Genomic DNA, 15,474 nt, shown 5'->3' with positions numbered 1-15,474 from the left:
TTACTTGGCATACAGGGTAAGACGCTTTTTAGCGTACCGAACTCTATTTAGGGTAATCGGAAAGCAGGTGTTATTCTTTGGTGGGATTTATACTAATCAAAAACAACTTTAAAAATGAAAATTCATTATCAAGGCGAGCTTCCCATGATTGAAACGGAGGCTTTTAAAAAATTTGAAAAAGAGTATGACAGCAATGCTGATTTTCTTGAAAATTTCTCAAATCTATTGAGCTTCAGCGGAAGAATAATTTCATTGATAACCGATAAAGAGCTTCTAAATGTCAGTGGCCATGTAATTGAGAATTCGGTACAGACGCTAAGAAGCATCAAATTGTGCTGTTCCATTGGGAGTTTTGCCGATGCCAATACTTTAGTAAGAAGATTAAGGGATGACCTGCTGCTTTATGTTTATACGCTGGCGGTTGTGAACCAAAGAAAACCTTTTACCCAAGATTCCCTTGATAATTTCAAAATGGATGATCTGGAGGCGTTTGTGGAAGGTTTTTCATCTTTGGAATTTAATCAGGTAATGACCGATGACGAAAAGGCTGTCGAGGCATGGCTGACCAACAAAGTTGTGGAAGCCCCTGCGGGAGTGAGGGGAAAATTAAGTTTTAAGAATTACATGAATGTCCTTGAACAGAATGAGAATATCAAGGAGGTGCTGACAGGTTATAACCTTCAGGGCTACTGGAAGGTTTTGACAGGGAAGCTTAATAATTATGTCCACAATAATGGAAGGCAGTTCTCCCAGCATAATCTGATACGATCAAGCAATGCACAGTTGGATATTTATCTTGGAAATGTCAATACAAGGATTTCGTATATATTAACCTTTTTTCTAATTACGATTTCGATGGTGGAATCCGCCCTATTGTGTTCTGGGGATATTGAAGACTATCTTGATATGGGAATGGACCCTCCGGAGGACTGCCAGTACGAAATCGCTCCTTTTATACAGGAATACATCGATAATAAAGTTTCGGGAATGCACCCTGAGCTAAAGCAGTTCCTGAAAGACAACAACAATCATGGAATGAAGATAGAATAAGGTGATGGATAATTTTAAGGTCAGAAGGATTATAAGCGGAAAAACCGAAGGAACTTCGGTTTTTCCGCTTTCAGGCTTTTTTCTGATTTTATAAATCTGTTTTAACTTTTTAAGATACAAAAAGATATGATTTATAGTTTTGTAATCATCCCTTTTTCTTTTTATCATTTTTTTCTAAAAAATGTTGTATTTGTATATTAGCCACCTTCCGAAGAAAATATAATATTTCTTCGGCAAGCTCAACTGTTACATTCATTCCTTCTTTTTTAAGCATTCTTTGTGCCTTTTCCGGAGAAATTTTCCCCTTGTATTGCTCATCTCTATAATTCATAATTTAGTTTTCTTATGTTAAATTATTCTTAATGTAAAGATAAGTTGAATGTTTTTGTAACTGTAAATCAGTGTGTTAAGTTTGGTTTAAATCCTGAGTAGTCACCTCAACAGGATGTCTAAACCGTCTACTAAAGTAAGTTAAAACGTGTTAAAACATGGTAAAAAGCATAAAAAAAACGTTAAAACATAGGTTTTAACGTTTTTTTAGTAGTGACCTCGACTGGATTCAAACCAGTAACCTTCTGAGCCGTAATCAGATGCGCTATTCAGTTGCGCCACGAGGCCTTTTTGTTATCAATTAGCTAATTTTTTGTAGCTTTGTTGATTGCTTATTGCGGGTGCAAAGATAGACATAAAAGTGACATATACAAGCAAAAAATAACAGAAAATTTAAAAAAAATGAAGATAGAAAATTATATACGTGATATTCAGGGGTTTCCAAAAGAAGGAATTTTGTTTAAAGATATCACACCTTTGCTAATTAACCCTGAAGCACGAACAAATTGCTTAAGAATTTTGGTAAACTCTTTAGAAAACCAAAAAATAGATAAGGTTGTCGGTGCAGAATCACGTGGTTTTTTCTTCGGAATGCTGCTTGCTCAAGAATTAAATGCTGGATTTGTTCCAGTAAGGAAACCCAAAAAGCTTCCGTTTGATACAATTTCGGCTTCCTACGAGTTAGAATATGGAACTGATAGCTTGGAAATGCATACAGATGCCATCAAAAAAGGAGATCGTGTTTTAATTCATGACGATGTATTGGCTACGGGAGGAACAGCTAAAGCAGTTTGTGAACTGGTTGAGAAACTAGGCGGCGAAATCGTGCAGTGCAATTTCCTGATGGAATTGACTTTTCTTAACGGAAGAGAAAAAATTGCGCCATATCCTGTTTTTGCGGCCCTAACGTATTAAACAAAAACAATTTTATGCTTAATGGCATAAAGCACCAGTCCGATTCGGGTTTTTATTTCCAATTTATCAAAAAGCGATTCTCTATAGCCGTCAATGGTTTTAGGACTCAAACACATTTCTGATGCAATTTCTTTATACGTCATTTCAGTGCAGGCATGTTTAATAAAAACAATCTCTTTTTCTTTTAGACAGATCTTTTTGTTATCGCTGTTAACTTTATTAATCAGCATTCCAGAAACGAGTTCGGTAAAATAAAAACCCTTTTCGATGACGCATTCAATTGCTTCTTTGAATATCTCAGGCGAAGTATCTTTCAGCAGGTAGCCTTTTGCTCCATTTGTAATCATTTTAATTATAATTTCTTCGTCGTCATTGACAGATAAAGCAATTACTTTTAGATTAGGCTTGTTGTCTTTAAGCCATTGCATAGTGCTTAGGCCATCAAGGACTGGCATATTGACATCCAACAGAACAAGATCGGTTTCATTGGAATTATTTTCTTCAAGAAAGTCTATAAAAACTTTTCCGTTTTCAAAACGTTCTATAACTTCATAATCGCCAAAACTTTTAATCAGCAATTCAAGAGACTGGGAAAAAAGTAAGTGATCGTCTACAATTATTATTTTTCTTTTAGAGTTAGTTTTCATGGTTTAGGGGTAAAGGATATTCGATAGTTACACTGGTTCCGGTGTTGTCTGAGTTTAGAATTAATTCGGCGCCAATAAGTTTGGCTCTTAATTTCATGTTGTTTAATCCGATTCCTGAATTTGACTTTTCGAGGTCATATCCAATTCCGAAGTCTTTTAGTTTCAACGTAAAAAGAGAATCAGTTGTTTCGATATGAACATCAAATAAATCACTTCTAGAGTGTTTTAAGCTGTTATGGAGAGCTTCTTGGAAAATTCTATAAATAATGAGTTCATGCTCTTTGTTTATTGTGGGAACTGCTCCAATTTGGTTAAAATTGAATTTAATTTTTTTGAGCTTTTTAATCCGTTCCAAATCCTGCTGAATAGCTTCGAGAAAGTTGTTTTGAAGTAGATTGTCTTTGTTTATAATTCTAGAAAGAATTCGTAATTCGTCTAAAGATTTTGCGAGGAGCGTTTTTAAATCTTTAAGTTCGTTCATTTGGACATCCTTGCTGCTAATACAGATATTAAGCTGCATAATAGCAACCGAAATAATCTGTCCAATATTGTCGTGTAGTTCCTTACTGATTTCGCATAAAGTTTGATCCTTAATCTCAATCCTTGTTTTGACCAATTCGGATTGGAAATACAAATCAGCTTCCATTTTTTCTACTAAAAACTTATTTTTTTTCTTTAAAAAATAGAAGAAAATAACGAGCAAAATAACGATCAGGGTAAAGAAAACAATACCCAGGGAAATAACTAATAGTTGTATTTCTTTTCGCTCCATATAAATCCGATTATAAAACAGCTATGCGCCAGAAAATTTAAAATAAAGACGACTAAACTAAAAATAGAATCGTCTTGTTTTATTAAAAACCAATTAATAGCCAGCATAAAAGGTGTAAAAGGAACGTGAAAAACGAGTATGCCTAGAATGTACCAGAAAAAAACTGATTTTTTAAAATTCAATATTTTTTCTGAGTTGAATATCTCGATCAGGTATAGGCAGGATAATATTAAAACTAATAATACACCAATTGCAAAACTATAGGTAAAAGAACGGTTAATGTCTTCTTTGAAATATAAAATATTTAAGAAAAAGGAAACAATAAACAGAATTAAAAAAAGAACAGCCGAAATTCTGTGATCTTTTTTAGTAAGTAGGGCTCTTAGAAGTAAAATATAGGCAGAGAGGCTGGCAAACATGTAGAAATTATAAACGTGAAAATTCAGCAAACCCGTCCATTGGGTAAAATAATAGCCTACAATTTCTATTACAACAGAAAACCAGATTAAAAGTACTAAAAATTTAGCTTTATTGCTAGGAAGTTTTGGCAGTGCAAACAAACCAATAGTTCCTGACAATAAAGCCAAATAAATGATATAAGATCTTAAAAATTCGAACATACTTTTTTAGTAAATTAGGCTTGGTGGTCTTCCAATGTTTCCATAATTCATTGGTTCAATGTCTTGTAGATCTGAAGAGGCTTCTCTCATTAAAGCAAGACTTTGGACCTGTGTATTGTTTTCTGCCTTTTTGCCCGTTGGAACCAAAAATAAAGTAGTCATTCCTGCTTTTTCTCCATGTTTTTCATCCTCGGGATAAACTCCAAAATAAAAACGGATTCCGTCAACATTGTAACCGTCTTTTGCGCCATTTGTTTTGATATAATGAATATAGTTTTCTAATTCTTCTAGAGAATACCAAATGGCATTGGCATCTTCTTTTTCTTCTTGTCCAGCTCTAAGAGAAGCTCTTTTATTATTGTAATTTGCATTTAATTGTTTGGCAAATTCTTTTGTGATCAATTGACTAGGTTTTGCGGGTGGATTTTTCATAGTTTTTTATTGTTAATTGGTTTAAATGTTTAGTTAACAGTTTTTTGAGTTTGTTTACAGGACAAAATTATTTGAAACAGAAAATTTCGACAAGGGGAAATATACCCTTTTTTGTTTAGTAAAATTATCTAAAAAATCGGGTTAAAGTACTGTTGTAGAATATTTTATAAAAATATAATTTTACATCGCCGGTTTTGAGATAAAAAAACAGACCTTTAAAAGGTTGTTTATTAAATGAGTATTTTCTTGAGATTATAATCCAACCAATATCAGTTCTAAGTTTAGTTAGATTGTTTTGCAGTCAATATCTAAATTCCCGACCCTTATATTGTTCAGTTTTATTGTAAAAAGTACTACGAACAATAATACTCTGATTTCTACAAAGTCAATTGTTTTGACAAAGCGATGTCCTTGATTTCTTCAAGCATCAAGTAAAACCAAAAATAAAAACAATGAGAACCATAAAAGCAGGTACAAAATCTCCTGAAGTTTATTACTTAAATGAGCTTTTGGCAAAATTAAAATATAGTGTAATTGTTTCCGATTATTTCGGAAAAGAAACAGATAAAGCAATCAAGGATTTTCAGTTAAAAAACAGTCTTGTGGTTGATGGAGTAGTTGGGCTAAAAACTTGGTCGACACTTTTAGAAAAAAGCAAAAATGGTTTGTCGACAAGTAGCAAGTTACTATCTGAACAGGATTTAATTAATTTTTCGAATCAGTTTAAATTAGAACTTGCAGTTGTAAAAGCGGTTAACGAAGTTGAAAGTAACGGAAAAGGTTTTTTAATTGACGGACGCCCAAAAATTTTATTTGAAGGACATGTTTTTTGGAATGAACTGAAGAAAAGAAACATCGATCCGAAGAGTTATGTGAATGCAAATACACAGGATATTTTGTTTGAAAATTATACTAAGAAATACTACGTTGGCGGAACAGCCGAATATGTACGCTTAGAAAAGGCAAAAAAGCTTGGCTCAGACAAAAAAATAGCCGATGCGGCAAATTGTTCAGCTTCTTGGGGACTTTTTCAAATTATGGGCTTTAATGCAGTTTCTATAGGGTATAGCAGTATTGATGAGTTTGTAGATAAAATGAATAGGAATGAAGGAGAACATCTCAAGGCTTTTGGACGATTTCTTGAGAAGAATAATTTGATCGGATTGCTGCGAAGCAAGAATTGGGTTTCGTTTGCTTTAAAGTACAACGGACCAGCTTATAAAACCAATAAATACGATGAAAAGCTGATGAGAGCGTATCAGAAATATGCTTAAGAATTAATAATTAAAAATTGATAATTAAAAATTGATAATTATTAAGATTAAACCTTTGCGAATCTTTGCGTAAATCTTAGCGCTCTTTGCGGTAAAACTACGCTCAAAGTATATCAACTTGAAACCTGAAACTTGAAACCTGAAACCTGAAACAAAAAATAAACCCGACAAATCTTAGACCTGTCGGGTTTTATATTTTAGAATTTGAAAGAATCTATCTTAAACTTGCTCCAAGCTCAGTTTCAAATGTCTGTTGCAATTTAGACATGATTTTGTCGATTTGAGCGTCAGTTAAAGTTTTCGTATTGTCTTGAATTGTAAAACTCAAAGCATACGATTTTTTTCCTTTCGGTAATTTGTCGCCTTGATAAACATCGAATAAATTAACGTCTTTTAAAAGCGTTTTCTCTGTCTGTTTAGCTAGATTGAAAATGCTTTCATAAGTTGTGCTTTCGTCAATCAATAAGGCTAAATCTCTACGTACTTCTGGATATTTAGGAATTTCAGTATACTTAATTTTTCCTGTAATGATTTTTAGAACCAAATCCCAATTAAAATCTGCATAATAAACATCTTGTTTAATACCGAAATGTTTTAAAATAGGTTTTTTAATAACACCCATTTCAACCAAAATATCATTATTGTAAGTAATTGCAGTTCCCTCAGAATAAATATCTGATTGAACAGGTGCGTTTGAAATTTTTTCAATTCCTAAACGAGATAAAATCGCCTTTACATATCCTTTCAACAAGAAGAAATCTGTTGTTTTCTGTGGACTTGTCCAGCTTTCTTTGTTTCTGTTTCCAGAAACCAGTAAAGAAAGGTGTTTGTGCTCTTCGTATCCGTTTAAATACTTATGATAGGTTTTTCCGAATTCAAATAATTTCAAATCCGAATTTTTTCTATTAATGTTGTATGAAACTGCTTCTAAACCAGAAAACAATAAAGACTGGCGAAGTGTCGCTAAGTCGCTACTCAACGGATTCAGCATGGAAACATTGTGTTCTTCTTTTAATGAAGCAGATAATTTCGCGTAAGCTGCAGTTGTCAATGAATTAGCCATCATTTCGTGAAAGCCTTGAGAATTCAATTGAGAAGCAATTACATTCTGTACCTTATAATCTTCTGTTCTTGGCGAATTGGCTACAGTAGCATTAAATTTTTTAGAGAAGTTAATATTGTTGTATCCGTAAACTCTCAAGATTTCCTCGATTACATCAATTTCACGTTGAACATCTACACGATATGCAGGAATTGTTAAACCTAAACCAGTATCAGAAACACTGTTTACTTTAATATCTAAAGAAACCAAGATTTTTTTGATGGTATCTTTTGGAATTTCCTGCCCGATGATTTTAGAAACATGGCTGAAATTCAATAAAACAGAGAAATCTTCCACTTTTTTAGGATATACTTCGACAACATCAGAAGTGATTTTTCCGCCAGCAACTTCTTGAATTAGAAGCGCTGCACGTTTTAAAGCATATTCTGTAATAGTTGGGTCAATTCCTCTTTCAAATCTAAAAGAAGCGTCAGTACTTAATTGATGTCTTTTTGCCGTTTTACGAATGCTTACAGGGTCAAAATAAGCACTTTCTAAGAAAATAGATGTTGTGCCTTCAGTAACTCCAGATTTTTTACCTCCGAAAACTCCAGCAATACATAATGGACCTTTTTCGTCACAAATCATTAAATCTTCTTTATGAAGCGTTCTTTCAACATCGTCAAGAGTAACAAACTTAGTTCCTTCAGCAACTGTTTTTACAATTATTTTTCCATTGATTTTGGCAGCGTCAAAAGCGTGTAAAGGCTGTCCTAATTCATGAAGAACATAATTCGTAACGTCAACAATATTATTTTTTGGAGTTAATCCAATAGCTTTTAAACGGTCTTGTAGCCAGCTTGGAGATTCATGTACAGAAATTCCAGAAATAGTTACACCGCAATATCTCGGAGCTAAATGATTATCCTCAACATTTACGTCAATTTTCAGCGTACGCATGTCAACTCTAAAATTGCTTACAGAAGGTGTAATCAATTCTACGTTTACACCACGTTGCAGCATTCCCGCTCTCAAATCACGCGCAGTTCCAAAATGGCTCATCGCATCGGCACGGTTAGGCGTCAATCCTATTTCGAAAACTTCATCATTTGCAATTTGGAAAACTTCAGAAGCAGGAGTTCCAGGAACCAAATCTTCAGCCAAAACCATAATTCCGTCATGGCTAGTTCCTAAACCTAATTCATCTTCAGCACAGATCATTCCGTGGCTTTCCTGTCCACGGATTTTTCCTTTTTTAATGGTAAATTCTGCACCATCTTTATCGTATAAAACGGTTCCAATAGTAGCAACTGGCACTTTTTGTCCTGCAGCCACGTTTGCAGCGCCACACACAATTTGTACGGGAGCTTCTAAACCAATATTAACTGTAGTAACTTTCAATCTATCAGCATCAGGGTGTTTTTCGCAAGTTAGAACGTGTCCAACAACAACGCCTGCCAAACCTCCTTTAATAGACTCGTATTTTTCGACAACTTCAACTTCTAAACCTAAATCTGTTAGTAATTCAGAAGTCTGCTCAGATGTCCAATCTGTTTTAATAAATTGTTTTAACCAGTTGTAAGATATTTTCATTGTAGTTCTTTAATTCTTTGTATGAGGTTACAAATATAAGGATTGCGCGTTGGAGTAGGAAAAAATTGAGTAGTTTTTTCTAGTTGTTTTTAATTGACCGAAAAATGCTGCTAACTAATTATTTAGCAATTTATGGATTAATATTTTGCTAAATGATTAGTATAAAAGATTAAAAAATCTGAATGTGTAATTTTTGTGCTACAAGATGAATGAATAATGCTATTCTTTTTCTTTTTATGAAACTAAATTTGGAGTAATTCAAAAAAAGAATATTATGAGTACCGCAGTAAAAAGACCTGAATTTAAGGCAAAATACGATAACTATATTGGTGGAAAATTTGTAGCGCCAATTACAGGAGAATACTTTGATGTAGTTTCTCCTATTGATGGAAAAGTATTTACAAAAGCAGCGCATTCTGGTAAAGAAGACTTAGAATTGGCTGTTGATACTGCTTATGAAGCATTTAAAACTTGGGGAAAAACTTCTGTAACTGAAAGGAGTATTTTATTAAATAAGATTGCACAAAAAATTGAAGACAATTTAGAATATATTGCAGCAGTTGAAACGGTAGACAACGGAAAACCAATCCGCGAAACACTTGCGGCAGATATTCCGTTAGCTATTGATCACTTTAGATATTTTGCTGGTGTAATTCGTGCAGAAGAAAGTGCAATTTCTGAACTGGATTCGCAAACGGTTTCAATCGCTTTGAGCGAACCTCTTGGTGTTGTGGCTCAGATTATTCCGTGGAATTTCCCAATTTTAATGGCAGTCTGGAAAATTGCTCCAGCTCTTGCGGCAGGAAATGCAATTGTCTTGAAACCAGCAGAAAGCACGCCAGTTTCTATAATGGTTTTAATGGAATTAATTGGTGATATTCTTCCTCCTGGAGTTCTGAATATTGTAAACGGATTTGGTGCTGAATTAGGACGTCCGTTAGTAACTAATAAAAAAGTAGCAAAAGCTGCATTTACGGGATCTACCACTACAGGACGTTTAGTAATGCAGTATGCAACAGAAAATATTATTCCGGTAACATTAGAATTGGGGGGTAAATCTCCAAATATTTTCTTCCCTTCTGTAGCAGATCATGACGATGATTTTTTTGACAAAGCTGTAGAAGGTGCGGTATTATTTGCTTTAAATCAAGGCGAAATCTGTACTTGTCCTTCTAGATTATTAATTCACGAAGATATTTACGACAAGTTTATCAAAAAAGTAATCGAAAGAACTGAAGCAATTATTGCTGGAAATCCGTTAGATAAATCAACTATGATTGGCGCTCAGACTTCGATTGTTCAGAAAGAAAAAATCATGTCCTATATCAAACTAGGAAAAGAAGAAGGTGCAGAATTGCTGACAGGAGGTGATGAAAATAAATTGGGCGGAGATTTAGAAGGCGGTTATTATATTAAACCAACGCTGTTTAAAGGTCACAACAAAATGAGAATTTTCCAAGAAGAGATTTTCGGGCCTGTTTTAGCGGTTACCACTTTCAAAACTACTGAAGAAGCTATCGAAATTGCCAATGATACCATGTACGGATTAGGTGCAGGTGTTTGGACGCGTGATGCACACGAAATTTATCAGGTTCCTAGAGCTATTCAGTCAGGTCGTGTTTGGATTAATCAATATCATTCTTATCCTGCTGGTGCTCCGTTTGGAGGCTACAAACAATCTGGAATTGGTCGTGAAAACCATAAAATGATGCTGAGCCAGTATCGCCAAACCAAAAACATGCTGATTTCTTACGATAAAAAGAAATTAGGATTCTTTTAAAGAGAATATAAACTTGAGAATAGAAAACCTATTGGGCTTTCTATTCTCTTAAAAATAATAGAATTATGCTTCCAAAAACAATGAAAGCTGCGGTCGTTAGAGAATTTGGTTCTCTTCTGCAAATTGAAGAAGTCGAAGTAAAACGCCCAGGTAGAAATGAAATTCTTGTAAAAGTAATTGCAAGCGGAGTGTGCCACACCGATTTACATGCTGTAGAAGGCGATTGGCCGGTTAAACCTAAAATGCCTTTAATCCCTGGACATGAAGCTGTTGGCTATGTTGTGGCAGTTGGGCAAGATGTAAAAAACGTAAAAGAGGGAGATGCTGTTGGCGTACCATGGCTGTATAGCGCTTGCGGTGGCTGTGATCACTGCATTACAGGATGGGAAACCTTATGCGAAAGCCAGCAGAATGGTGGTTACAGCGTAGATGGCGGATTTGCAGAATATGTAATAGCAGATGCCAGATATGTTGGTATTTTGCCTTCTAATGTGAATTTTATCGAAATGGCTCCGATTTTATGTGCTGGCGTTACAGTTTATAAAGGGTTAAAAGAAACTGAGGTAAAACCTGGCGAATGGGTAGCAATTTCTGGAATTGGAGGTTTAGGGCACGTTGCTGTGCAATATGCAAAAGCTATGGGAATGAATGTGGCCGCAATTGATATTGGAGATGATAAATTGGAACTGGCAAAAAAAATAGGCGCCGATTTGGTGGTGAATGCAAAAAATCAAAATCCTGGAGAATTCTTAAAGAAAGAAGTCGGTGGAATGCATGGGGCGTTGGTTACCGCAGTTTCTCCAATTGCTTTCAAGCAAGGGCTTGAAACGTTGAGAAGAAAAGGTACAATGGCATTAAACGGACTTCCTCCAGGCAATTTTGATTTGTCTATTTTCGATACTGTTTTAAATAGAATCACCATTAGAGGTTCTATTGTTGGAACTCGAAAAGATATGAAAGAAGCAATTGAATTTGCCGTTGACGGAAAAGTCAAAGCTACAGTAACACCTACAAAGCTAGAAGACATCAACAATGTTTTTGACAAGATGAAAAAAGGTGAAATTGAAGGTAGAGTTGTGCTTGATATAGCGCAATCATAAATAGTTGGTTTATGTTGAAGCAGTAAATTCTTAATTGAATTTGCTGCTTTTTTTAATTTTGAAAGGGATGATTAAACGAATTGATGCCACAGAAAAAGCCATTGAACTGATTAAAGTTTTAAAAGAAAAACACGGCGACCTAATGTTTTATCAAGCAGGCGGATGCTGTGAGGGCACTCAACCGCAATGTTTTGAAAAAGGCGGTTATTATCAGCGAACTGGGGATGTTTGCATTGGAACTGTTGAAGATACCGAATTTTGGGTCGATAAAGATTTATTTGAATACTGGAAACATGCTCATTTTACTTTGACAGTAATTGACGCATTTGGTGTAGGAGGTTTTTCATTAGAAACTCCGCTAAAAAAGACTTTTCAAATCGAATACCGCATTTTCACACCAGAAGAAGAGCTAAATTTAGAATCAGTAACTTTTTATTAAGGAACAAAGGTTCAGAGTTACAAAGTGACAAAGGCTTTCAAAACTTTGAACCTATGTACCTTTGCCTCTTTAAACCTAATTTACATAAAGTAACTGATACTGTTTTGGCGTGATCCCTTCATGTTTTTTAAATAATCGGATAAAGTAATTGGCATCTTCAAAGCCAGCCAAATAACAAACTTCGTTGATTTGCAATGTTGGATTTTTCAGAAGATTTTTGGCGCATTTTATTTTCTCATTCAAAATATATTCAATCGGACTCATTCCAAGTTCACGCTTAAAGAAGCGATAGAAAGAAGTAGTGCTCATGCAAGCTTTTTCGCTCAATGATTTTAAGCTTATATCTTCTTTCAGATTTTGTTTGATGTATTCTGTAACTTCTTTTATGGGATTATTGGCATCTAGATATCTTCCTTCGTCAATAGATTTTACGGTTTGTGTCTGAATAATTCTAATTAGCAATTCTTTCAATGTCAAATCGGCAAAAATATCTTTAGTAATCGACGTGCTCATGCATTCCTTTATGAGTTTGTTGATAGTGGCAGCCATTTCAATGTTGTTGTAAAAGAAATAATTCTGATAGTTTAACTGCCAATACATATTGCTTCCTTCTTTAGGGTACTGCTCATTTAAGAAGTTTAATATTTCAGCAATCTTATCTTGATCAATTGCCAATGCTAAGCACTGTGTAGGATTGCTTTTTGAAGCTTCAGGAAAATCAATTTTCATTTCTACATTTGACGGAACAATAACTGTTTCACCTGGAAGATAAACAAATTCAGGATCATCAAAAAGATGCATGATTTTCTTGCCCCTCAGCATACTGGTGACCACCAAATCATTAAATTTCAAAGGAACTTTATGAGTCGATTCGTAGGTTTCAAATAGATTTAATTCGCAATTATTAAGATTGTATATGGTTCTGTTTTCTACAAGAGTTTTTAATGATTTCTCTTGCGATAATTGAAGCGGATTAACTAAAAATCGTTGATTGTTCATTAAATTTATTTTTTGGTGAAGACTCTAAATTTAATGAAAATAAAAATATAAACGGCAGATTTAACGTTTTGTTAAATCAGTTCTTCCACATGTTTTTTAATATTTTCAGCTATTTTTCTTGTTGGAAGATCATTTTCGTCATTTCCAAACGGATCTTCGATTTCTTCAGCAATTAGCTCTAAGCTAGCCAACACATAAAATATGAAGACCACTACAGGAGCTACCAGATAACCTAAACTTACAGAATATCCAAAAGGAAGCGTCATCGTGTAAAAGAAGATAAATTTCTTTATAAAAGCGCTGTAAGAGTAGGGAATAGGCGTATTTTTGATACGCTCGCATGCCCCACATATATCTGTAAAGGCAACTAGTTCGTCATTTAGGGTAATAAGCTGGTCACCAGTAATTTTTCCTGCATCATACAAATCATTGATTTTATGATACATTATTCTTTTCAACTGATTTGGTTTGTGTTTATGATGATCAATTTCCAAATCAACATCTTCAAAAAGCTGTTTGCTGGTTTCTTCGTCTTTTAAATGGATATTCAGAATATCAGCATACATGGGAATGTATTTTCTAAAAAATTTTCTATCATTTTCATCTTTTAAAATAGCAGAAAGTTTTATAGCAAGATTACGGCTGTTATTTACAAGTCCGCCCCAAAGTTTTCGGCCTTCCCACCATCTATCATAAGCCGTATTGGTTCTAAAAACAAGCAAAAGCGAAATAACGAATCCAAGCATTCCGTGCATCATTGGAATGTTATGGATGTAATCGTTTTTGGTTACTTTAAAATATTGAAGTTCGAGATAACATACTATGGTTGCATAGATTCCAATCGCAATCATAATCGTAAACAGTTTTCGAACAGTATCCGATTTATGAAAATGAAAAATAAACGTAAACCAGTCTTTGGTATTGTATGTGATCATTGAAGCGTGTTTTGAAACAAATTTAAAGTAAAAATCACCTTTTGAACGTAAAATGGAAAAAAATATTTCAACAAATGGAAACATAATTCGACTAACGATTAAAGGCGTTTCACTTACATAAATACATATAGCTATGTTTTTTAAAGTAAGTGAAACGCCTTTTTTTAAAGTTCTAAGATTATGTTTCTATGTGTTGAAATTATTTACAGGTAAGTGAATTAAAAATTAATATTACCTGCTAATTCTTTTAGAGCGATTTCAGATAGTTTTGCTTCGTACTGTGCGTTGCTGTAGCGTACTTTTGCATTAACATAATTTAACTGAGCCGTTCTAAAATCAAGTGTTGTAATGGTTCCAATTTTGAATTTATCCAACGTGATTTCTAAGTTCTGTCTTGCAATAGCTTCGTTATTTTCTTCTAAATCAATTAGCTCTAGATTGGTTAAATACGTTTGAAAAGCGGTGCTTAATTGTGTATTTAGAATCGTGTTTTGCTGTTCTATAGCAATCTGCGAATTTTCAATCTGTAGTTTGGCTACTTTTTCATTGCGATGCTGATTGAAACCATCAAATATGTTCATAGAAGCATTAAAGCCATAATTTAAACCTCTTGAAGAAGTCTCACTGGTAAAACCTAAACTAGATTGGCTTTCAGAGAAATTATATCCTGAAGTCAGTCTTAAAGTTGGGTAGCGGTCTGCTTTTACCTGTTTCAATTGTAATTCGGCTATGCGCTTATTGATAATTTGCGTTTCTAGACCTGGATTTTGTTTTTGAGCTAAATCCATTAAATCTGCCAAAACCAATTTATTGTCCACTTTTACTTCGTCTGTAACCTTGAAATCAATTTTTGGATCGCGTGCTAAGTATTGGTTCAATAAAATTTTGCCATTAGCATAAGATTCCTTTTGTCTTAACAAAGCCACCTGATCTGAGTTTAAATCGACCTGTGCGTTTAAAACCTCCAATTTTGAAGCTTTTCCAATACTGAAACGGTTTTTAGCCAAAGTTAAACGCTGATTCGAAATTACGATTGTTGTATCTAATGCGGCCAATTGCTGCTGTTGTAAAACTAAATCGTAATACGCAGAATTTACTTGAGCAATTTTAAGCAAAATTGTTCTTTTAAGTTCTGCATCGCCCAATTTTTGAAGCTCCTTTAACTGATCCAGTTTAGCAAACATTTTCATTCCGTCAAAAACAGTCCAGCCTAAACTTACGCCATAAGTTAAACTGTTGTTTTTAGCATTATCTAGCGAAGTAGATGTTCCATCTTGTCTTACTTGCGTAGAATTTGTAATGCTGTTGTTGTCGGTAATATTTGCCGTTGCTGTAGGCAGCATTCCTGCATTTCCAATAGTAACGTTTGTTTCGTTTATTTTGGAATTGTTTTTAGCAATTTTAATCTCAAAATTATTCTCCAAAGCTATGCTCATAGCTTGTTCAATAGTAAGGACTTCCTGTGCTTTTGTCTGAATTGCACAAAAAAGCAGGATAAGTACTGTACAGTATATTTTTTTGATATTCATATTCGTTTTCTTTAACC

Annotated in this window: 15 protein-coding genes and 1 tRNA gene; 6 read left to right on the top strand and 10 right to left on the bottom strand. The window is 34.2% G+C overall.

Features of this window, described 5'->3' with window-relative positions; genetic code table 11:
* Positions 1 to 114 precede the first annotated feature (114 nt).
* Positions 115 to 1,050, top strand: coding sequence for a hypothetical protein (locus DM397_RS13980; protein ID WP_111378120.1), 936 nt, complete (start codon positions 115 to 117; stop codon positions 1,048 to 1,050).
* A 145-nt stretch (positions 1,051 to 1,195) separates the two neighbouring features.
* On the opposite strand, the gene DM397_RS13975 is transcribed toward DM397_RS13980, so the two are convergent.
* Entirely contained in the window at positions 1,196 to 1,381 is a 186-nt protein-coding gene (locus DM397_RS13975; RefSeq protein ID WP_111378119.1) for a hypothetical protein, read from the bottom strand.
* A gap of 213 nt (positions 1,382 to 1,594) precedes the next feature.
* Positions 1,595 to 1,668 (bottom strand) — tRNA-Arg (locus DM397_RS13970).
* Positions 1,669 to 1,782: 114 nt separating this feature from the next.
* Between DM397_RS13970 and DM397_RS13965 the strand changes: the two genes are divergently transcribed.
* Positions 1,783 to 2,295, top strand: coding sequence for an adenine phosphoribosyltransferase (locus DM397_RS13965; protein ID WP_111378217.1), 513 nt, complete (start codon positions 1,783 to 1,785; stop codon positions 2,293 to 2,295).
* On the opposite strand, the gene DM397_RS13960 is transcribed toward DM397_RS13965, so the two are convergent.
* The 4 genes from DM397_RS13960 to DM397_RS13945 form a co-directional block, all read right to left on the bottom strand.
* Positions 2,292 to 2,942 carry a response regulator transcription factor gene (locus tag DM397_RS13960; RefSeq protein WP_111378118.1) on the bottom strand — a complete coding sequence of 217 codons (651 nt, stop codon included), beginning with the start codon at positions 2,940 to 2,942 and terminating at the stop codon, positions 2,292 to 2,294. The two genes, DM397_RS13965 and DM397_RS13960, sit on opposite strands and share 4 nt — an antisense overlap.
* Positions 2,932 to 3,588: a sensor histidine kinase gene (locus DM397_RS13955; RefSeq protein ID WP_239457855.1), complete on the bottom strand. Its 657-nt coding sequence runs from the start codon at positions 3,586 to 3,588 to the stop codon at positions 2,932 to 2,934. Before DM397_RS13955 ends, DM397_RS13960 begins: the two co-directional genes overlap by 11 nt.
* Positions 3,589 to 3,686: 98 nt before the next feature.
* Entirely contained in the window at positions 3,687 to 4,334 is a 648-nt protein-coding gene (locus DM397_RS13950) for a hypothetical protein (RefSeq protein ID WP_111378116.1), read from the bottom strand.
* A gap of 6 nt (positions 4,335 to 4,340) precedes the next feature.
* On the bottom strand, positions 4,341 to 4,766 hold the full coding sequence (locus DM397_RS13945) for a hypothetical protein (protein WP_111378115.1): 426 nt from the start codon (positions 4,764 to 4,766) through the stop codon (positions 4,341 to 4,343).
* 452 nt (positions 4,767 to 5,218) lie between these two features.
* Here DM397_RS13945 and DM397_RS13940 point away from each other — a divergent pair, with 452 nt between their 5' ends.
* Positions 5,219 to 6,040 (top strand): N-acetylmuramidase domain-containing protein, encoded by an 822-nt coding sequence (locus tag DM397_RS13940; RefSeq protein WP_111378114.1) that lies wholly within the window; start codon positions 5,219 to 5,221, stop codon positions 6,038 to 6,040.
* 214 nt (positions 6,041 to 6,254) lie between these two features.
* Here the strand turns inward: DM397_RS13940 and pheT are convergent, their stop codons facing one another.
* Complete coding sequence (gene pheT, locus DM397_RS13935; RefSeq protein WP_111378113.1) at positions 6,255 to 8,675, bottom strand: phenylalanine--tRNA ligase subunit beta; 2,421 nt, start codon at positions 8,673 to 8,675, stop codon at positions 6,255 to 6,257.
* A 274-nt stretch (positions 8,676 to 8,949) separates the two neighbouring features.
* Between pheT and DM397_RS13930 the strand changes: the two genes are divergently transcribed.
* The 3 genes from DM397_RS13930 (at position 8,950) to DM397_RS13920 (ending at position 11,994) form a co-directional block, all read left to right on the top strand.
* Positions 8,950 to 10,455, top strand: a complete 1,506-nt coding sequence (locus tag DM397_RS13930; protein ID WP_111378112.1) for an aldehyde dehydrogenase family protein — start codon at positions 8,950 to 8,952, stop codon at positions 10,453 to 10,455.
* Between the two features lie 65 nt (positions 10,456 to 10,520).
* Positions 10,521 to 11,555 (top strand): alcohol dehydrogenase AdhP, encoded by a 1,035-nt coding sequence (gene adhP / locus DM397_RS13925; RefSeq protein WP_111378111.1) that lies wholly within the window; start codon positions 10,521 to 10,523, stop codon positions 11,553 to 11,555.
* 67 nt (positions 11,556 to 11,622) lie between these two features.
* Positions 11,623 to 11,994 (top strand): DUF779 domain-containing protein, encoded by a 372-nt coding sequence (locus DM397_RS13920; RefSeq protein ID WP_111378110.1) that lies wholly within the window; start codon positions 11,623 to 11,625, stop codon positions 11,992 to 11,994.
* A gap of 75 nt (positions 11,995 to 12,069) precedes the next feature.
* Here the strand turns inward: DM397_RS13920 and DM397_RS13915 are convergent, their stop codons facing one another.
* The 3 genes from DM397_RS13915 to DM397_RS13905 all read right to left on the bottom strand — a co-directional run bounded on the left by DM397_RS13915 (position 12,070) and on the right by DM397_RS13905 (position 15,457).
* Positions 12,070 to 12,993 (bottom strand): AraC family transcriptional regulator, encoded by a 924-nt coding sequence (locus DM397_RS13915; protein ID WP_111378109.1) that lies wholly within the window; start codon positions 12,991 to 12,993, stop codon positions 12,070 to 12,072.
* A gap of 71 nt (positions 12,994 to 13,064) precedes the next feature.
* Positions 13,065 to 13,928: a bestrophin family protein gene (locus tag DM397_RS13910; RefSeq protein WP_111378216.1), complete on the bottom strand. Its 864-nt coding sequence runs from the start codon at positions 13,926 to 13,928 to the stop codon at positions 13,065 to 13,067.
* 218 nt (positions 13,929 to 14,146) lie between these two features.
* Positions 14,147 to 15,457, bottom strand: coding sequence for a TolC family protein (locus DM397_RS13905; protein ID WP_111378108.1), 1,311 nt, complete (start codon positions 15,455 to 15,457; stop codon positions 14,147 to 14,149).
* Positions 15,458 to 15,474 lie beyond the last annotated feature (17 nt).

It is taken from the genome of Flavobacterium nitrogenifigens, from assembly GCF_003254565.1.
Classification (GTDB): Bacteria; Bacteroidota; Bacteroidia; order Flavobacteriales; family Flavobacteriaceae; genus Flavobacterium; species Flavobacterium nitrogenifigens.
The sequence above is the reverse complement of the archived record's forward strand: the minus strand, read 5'-3'. Positions and strand labels throughout refer to the sequence as shown.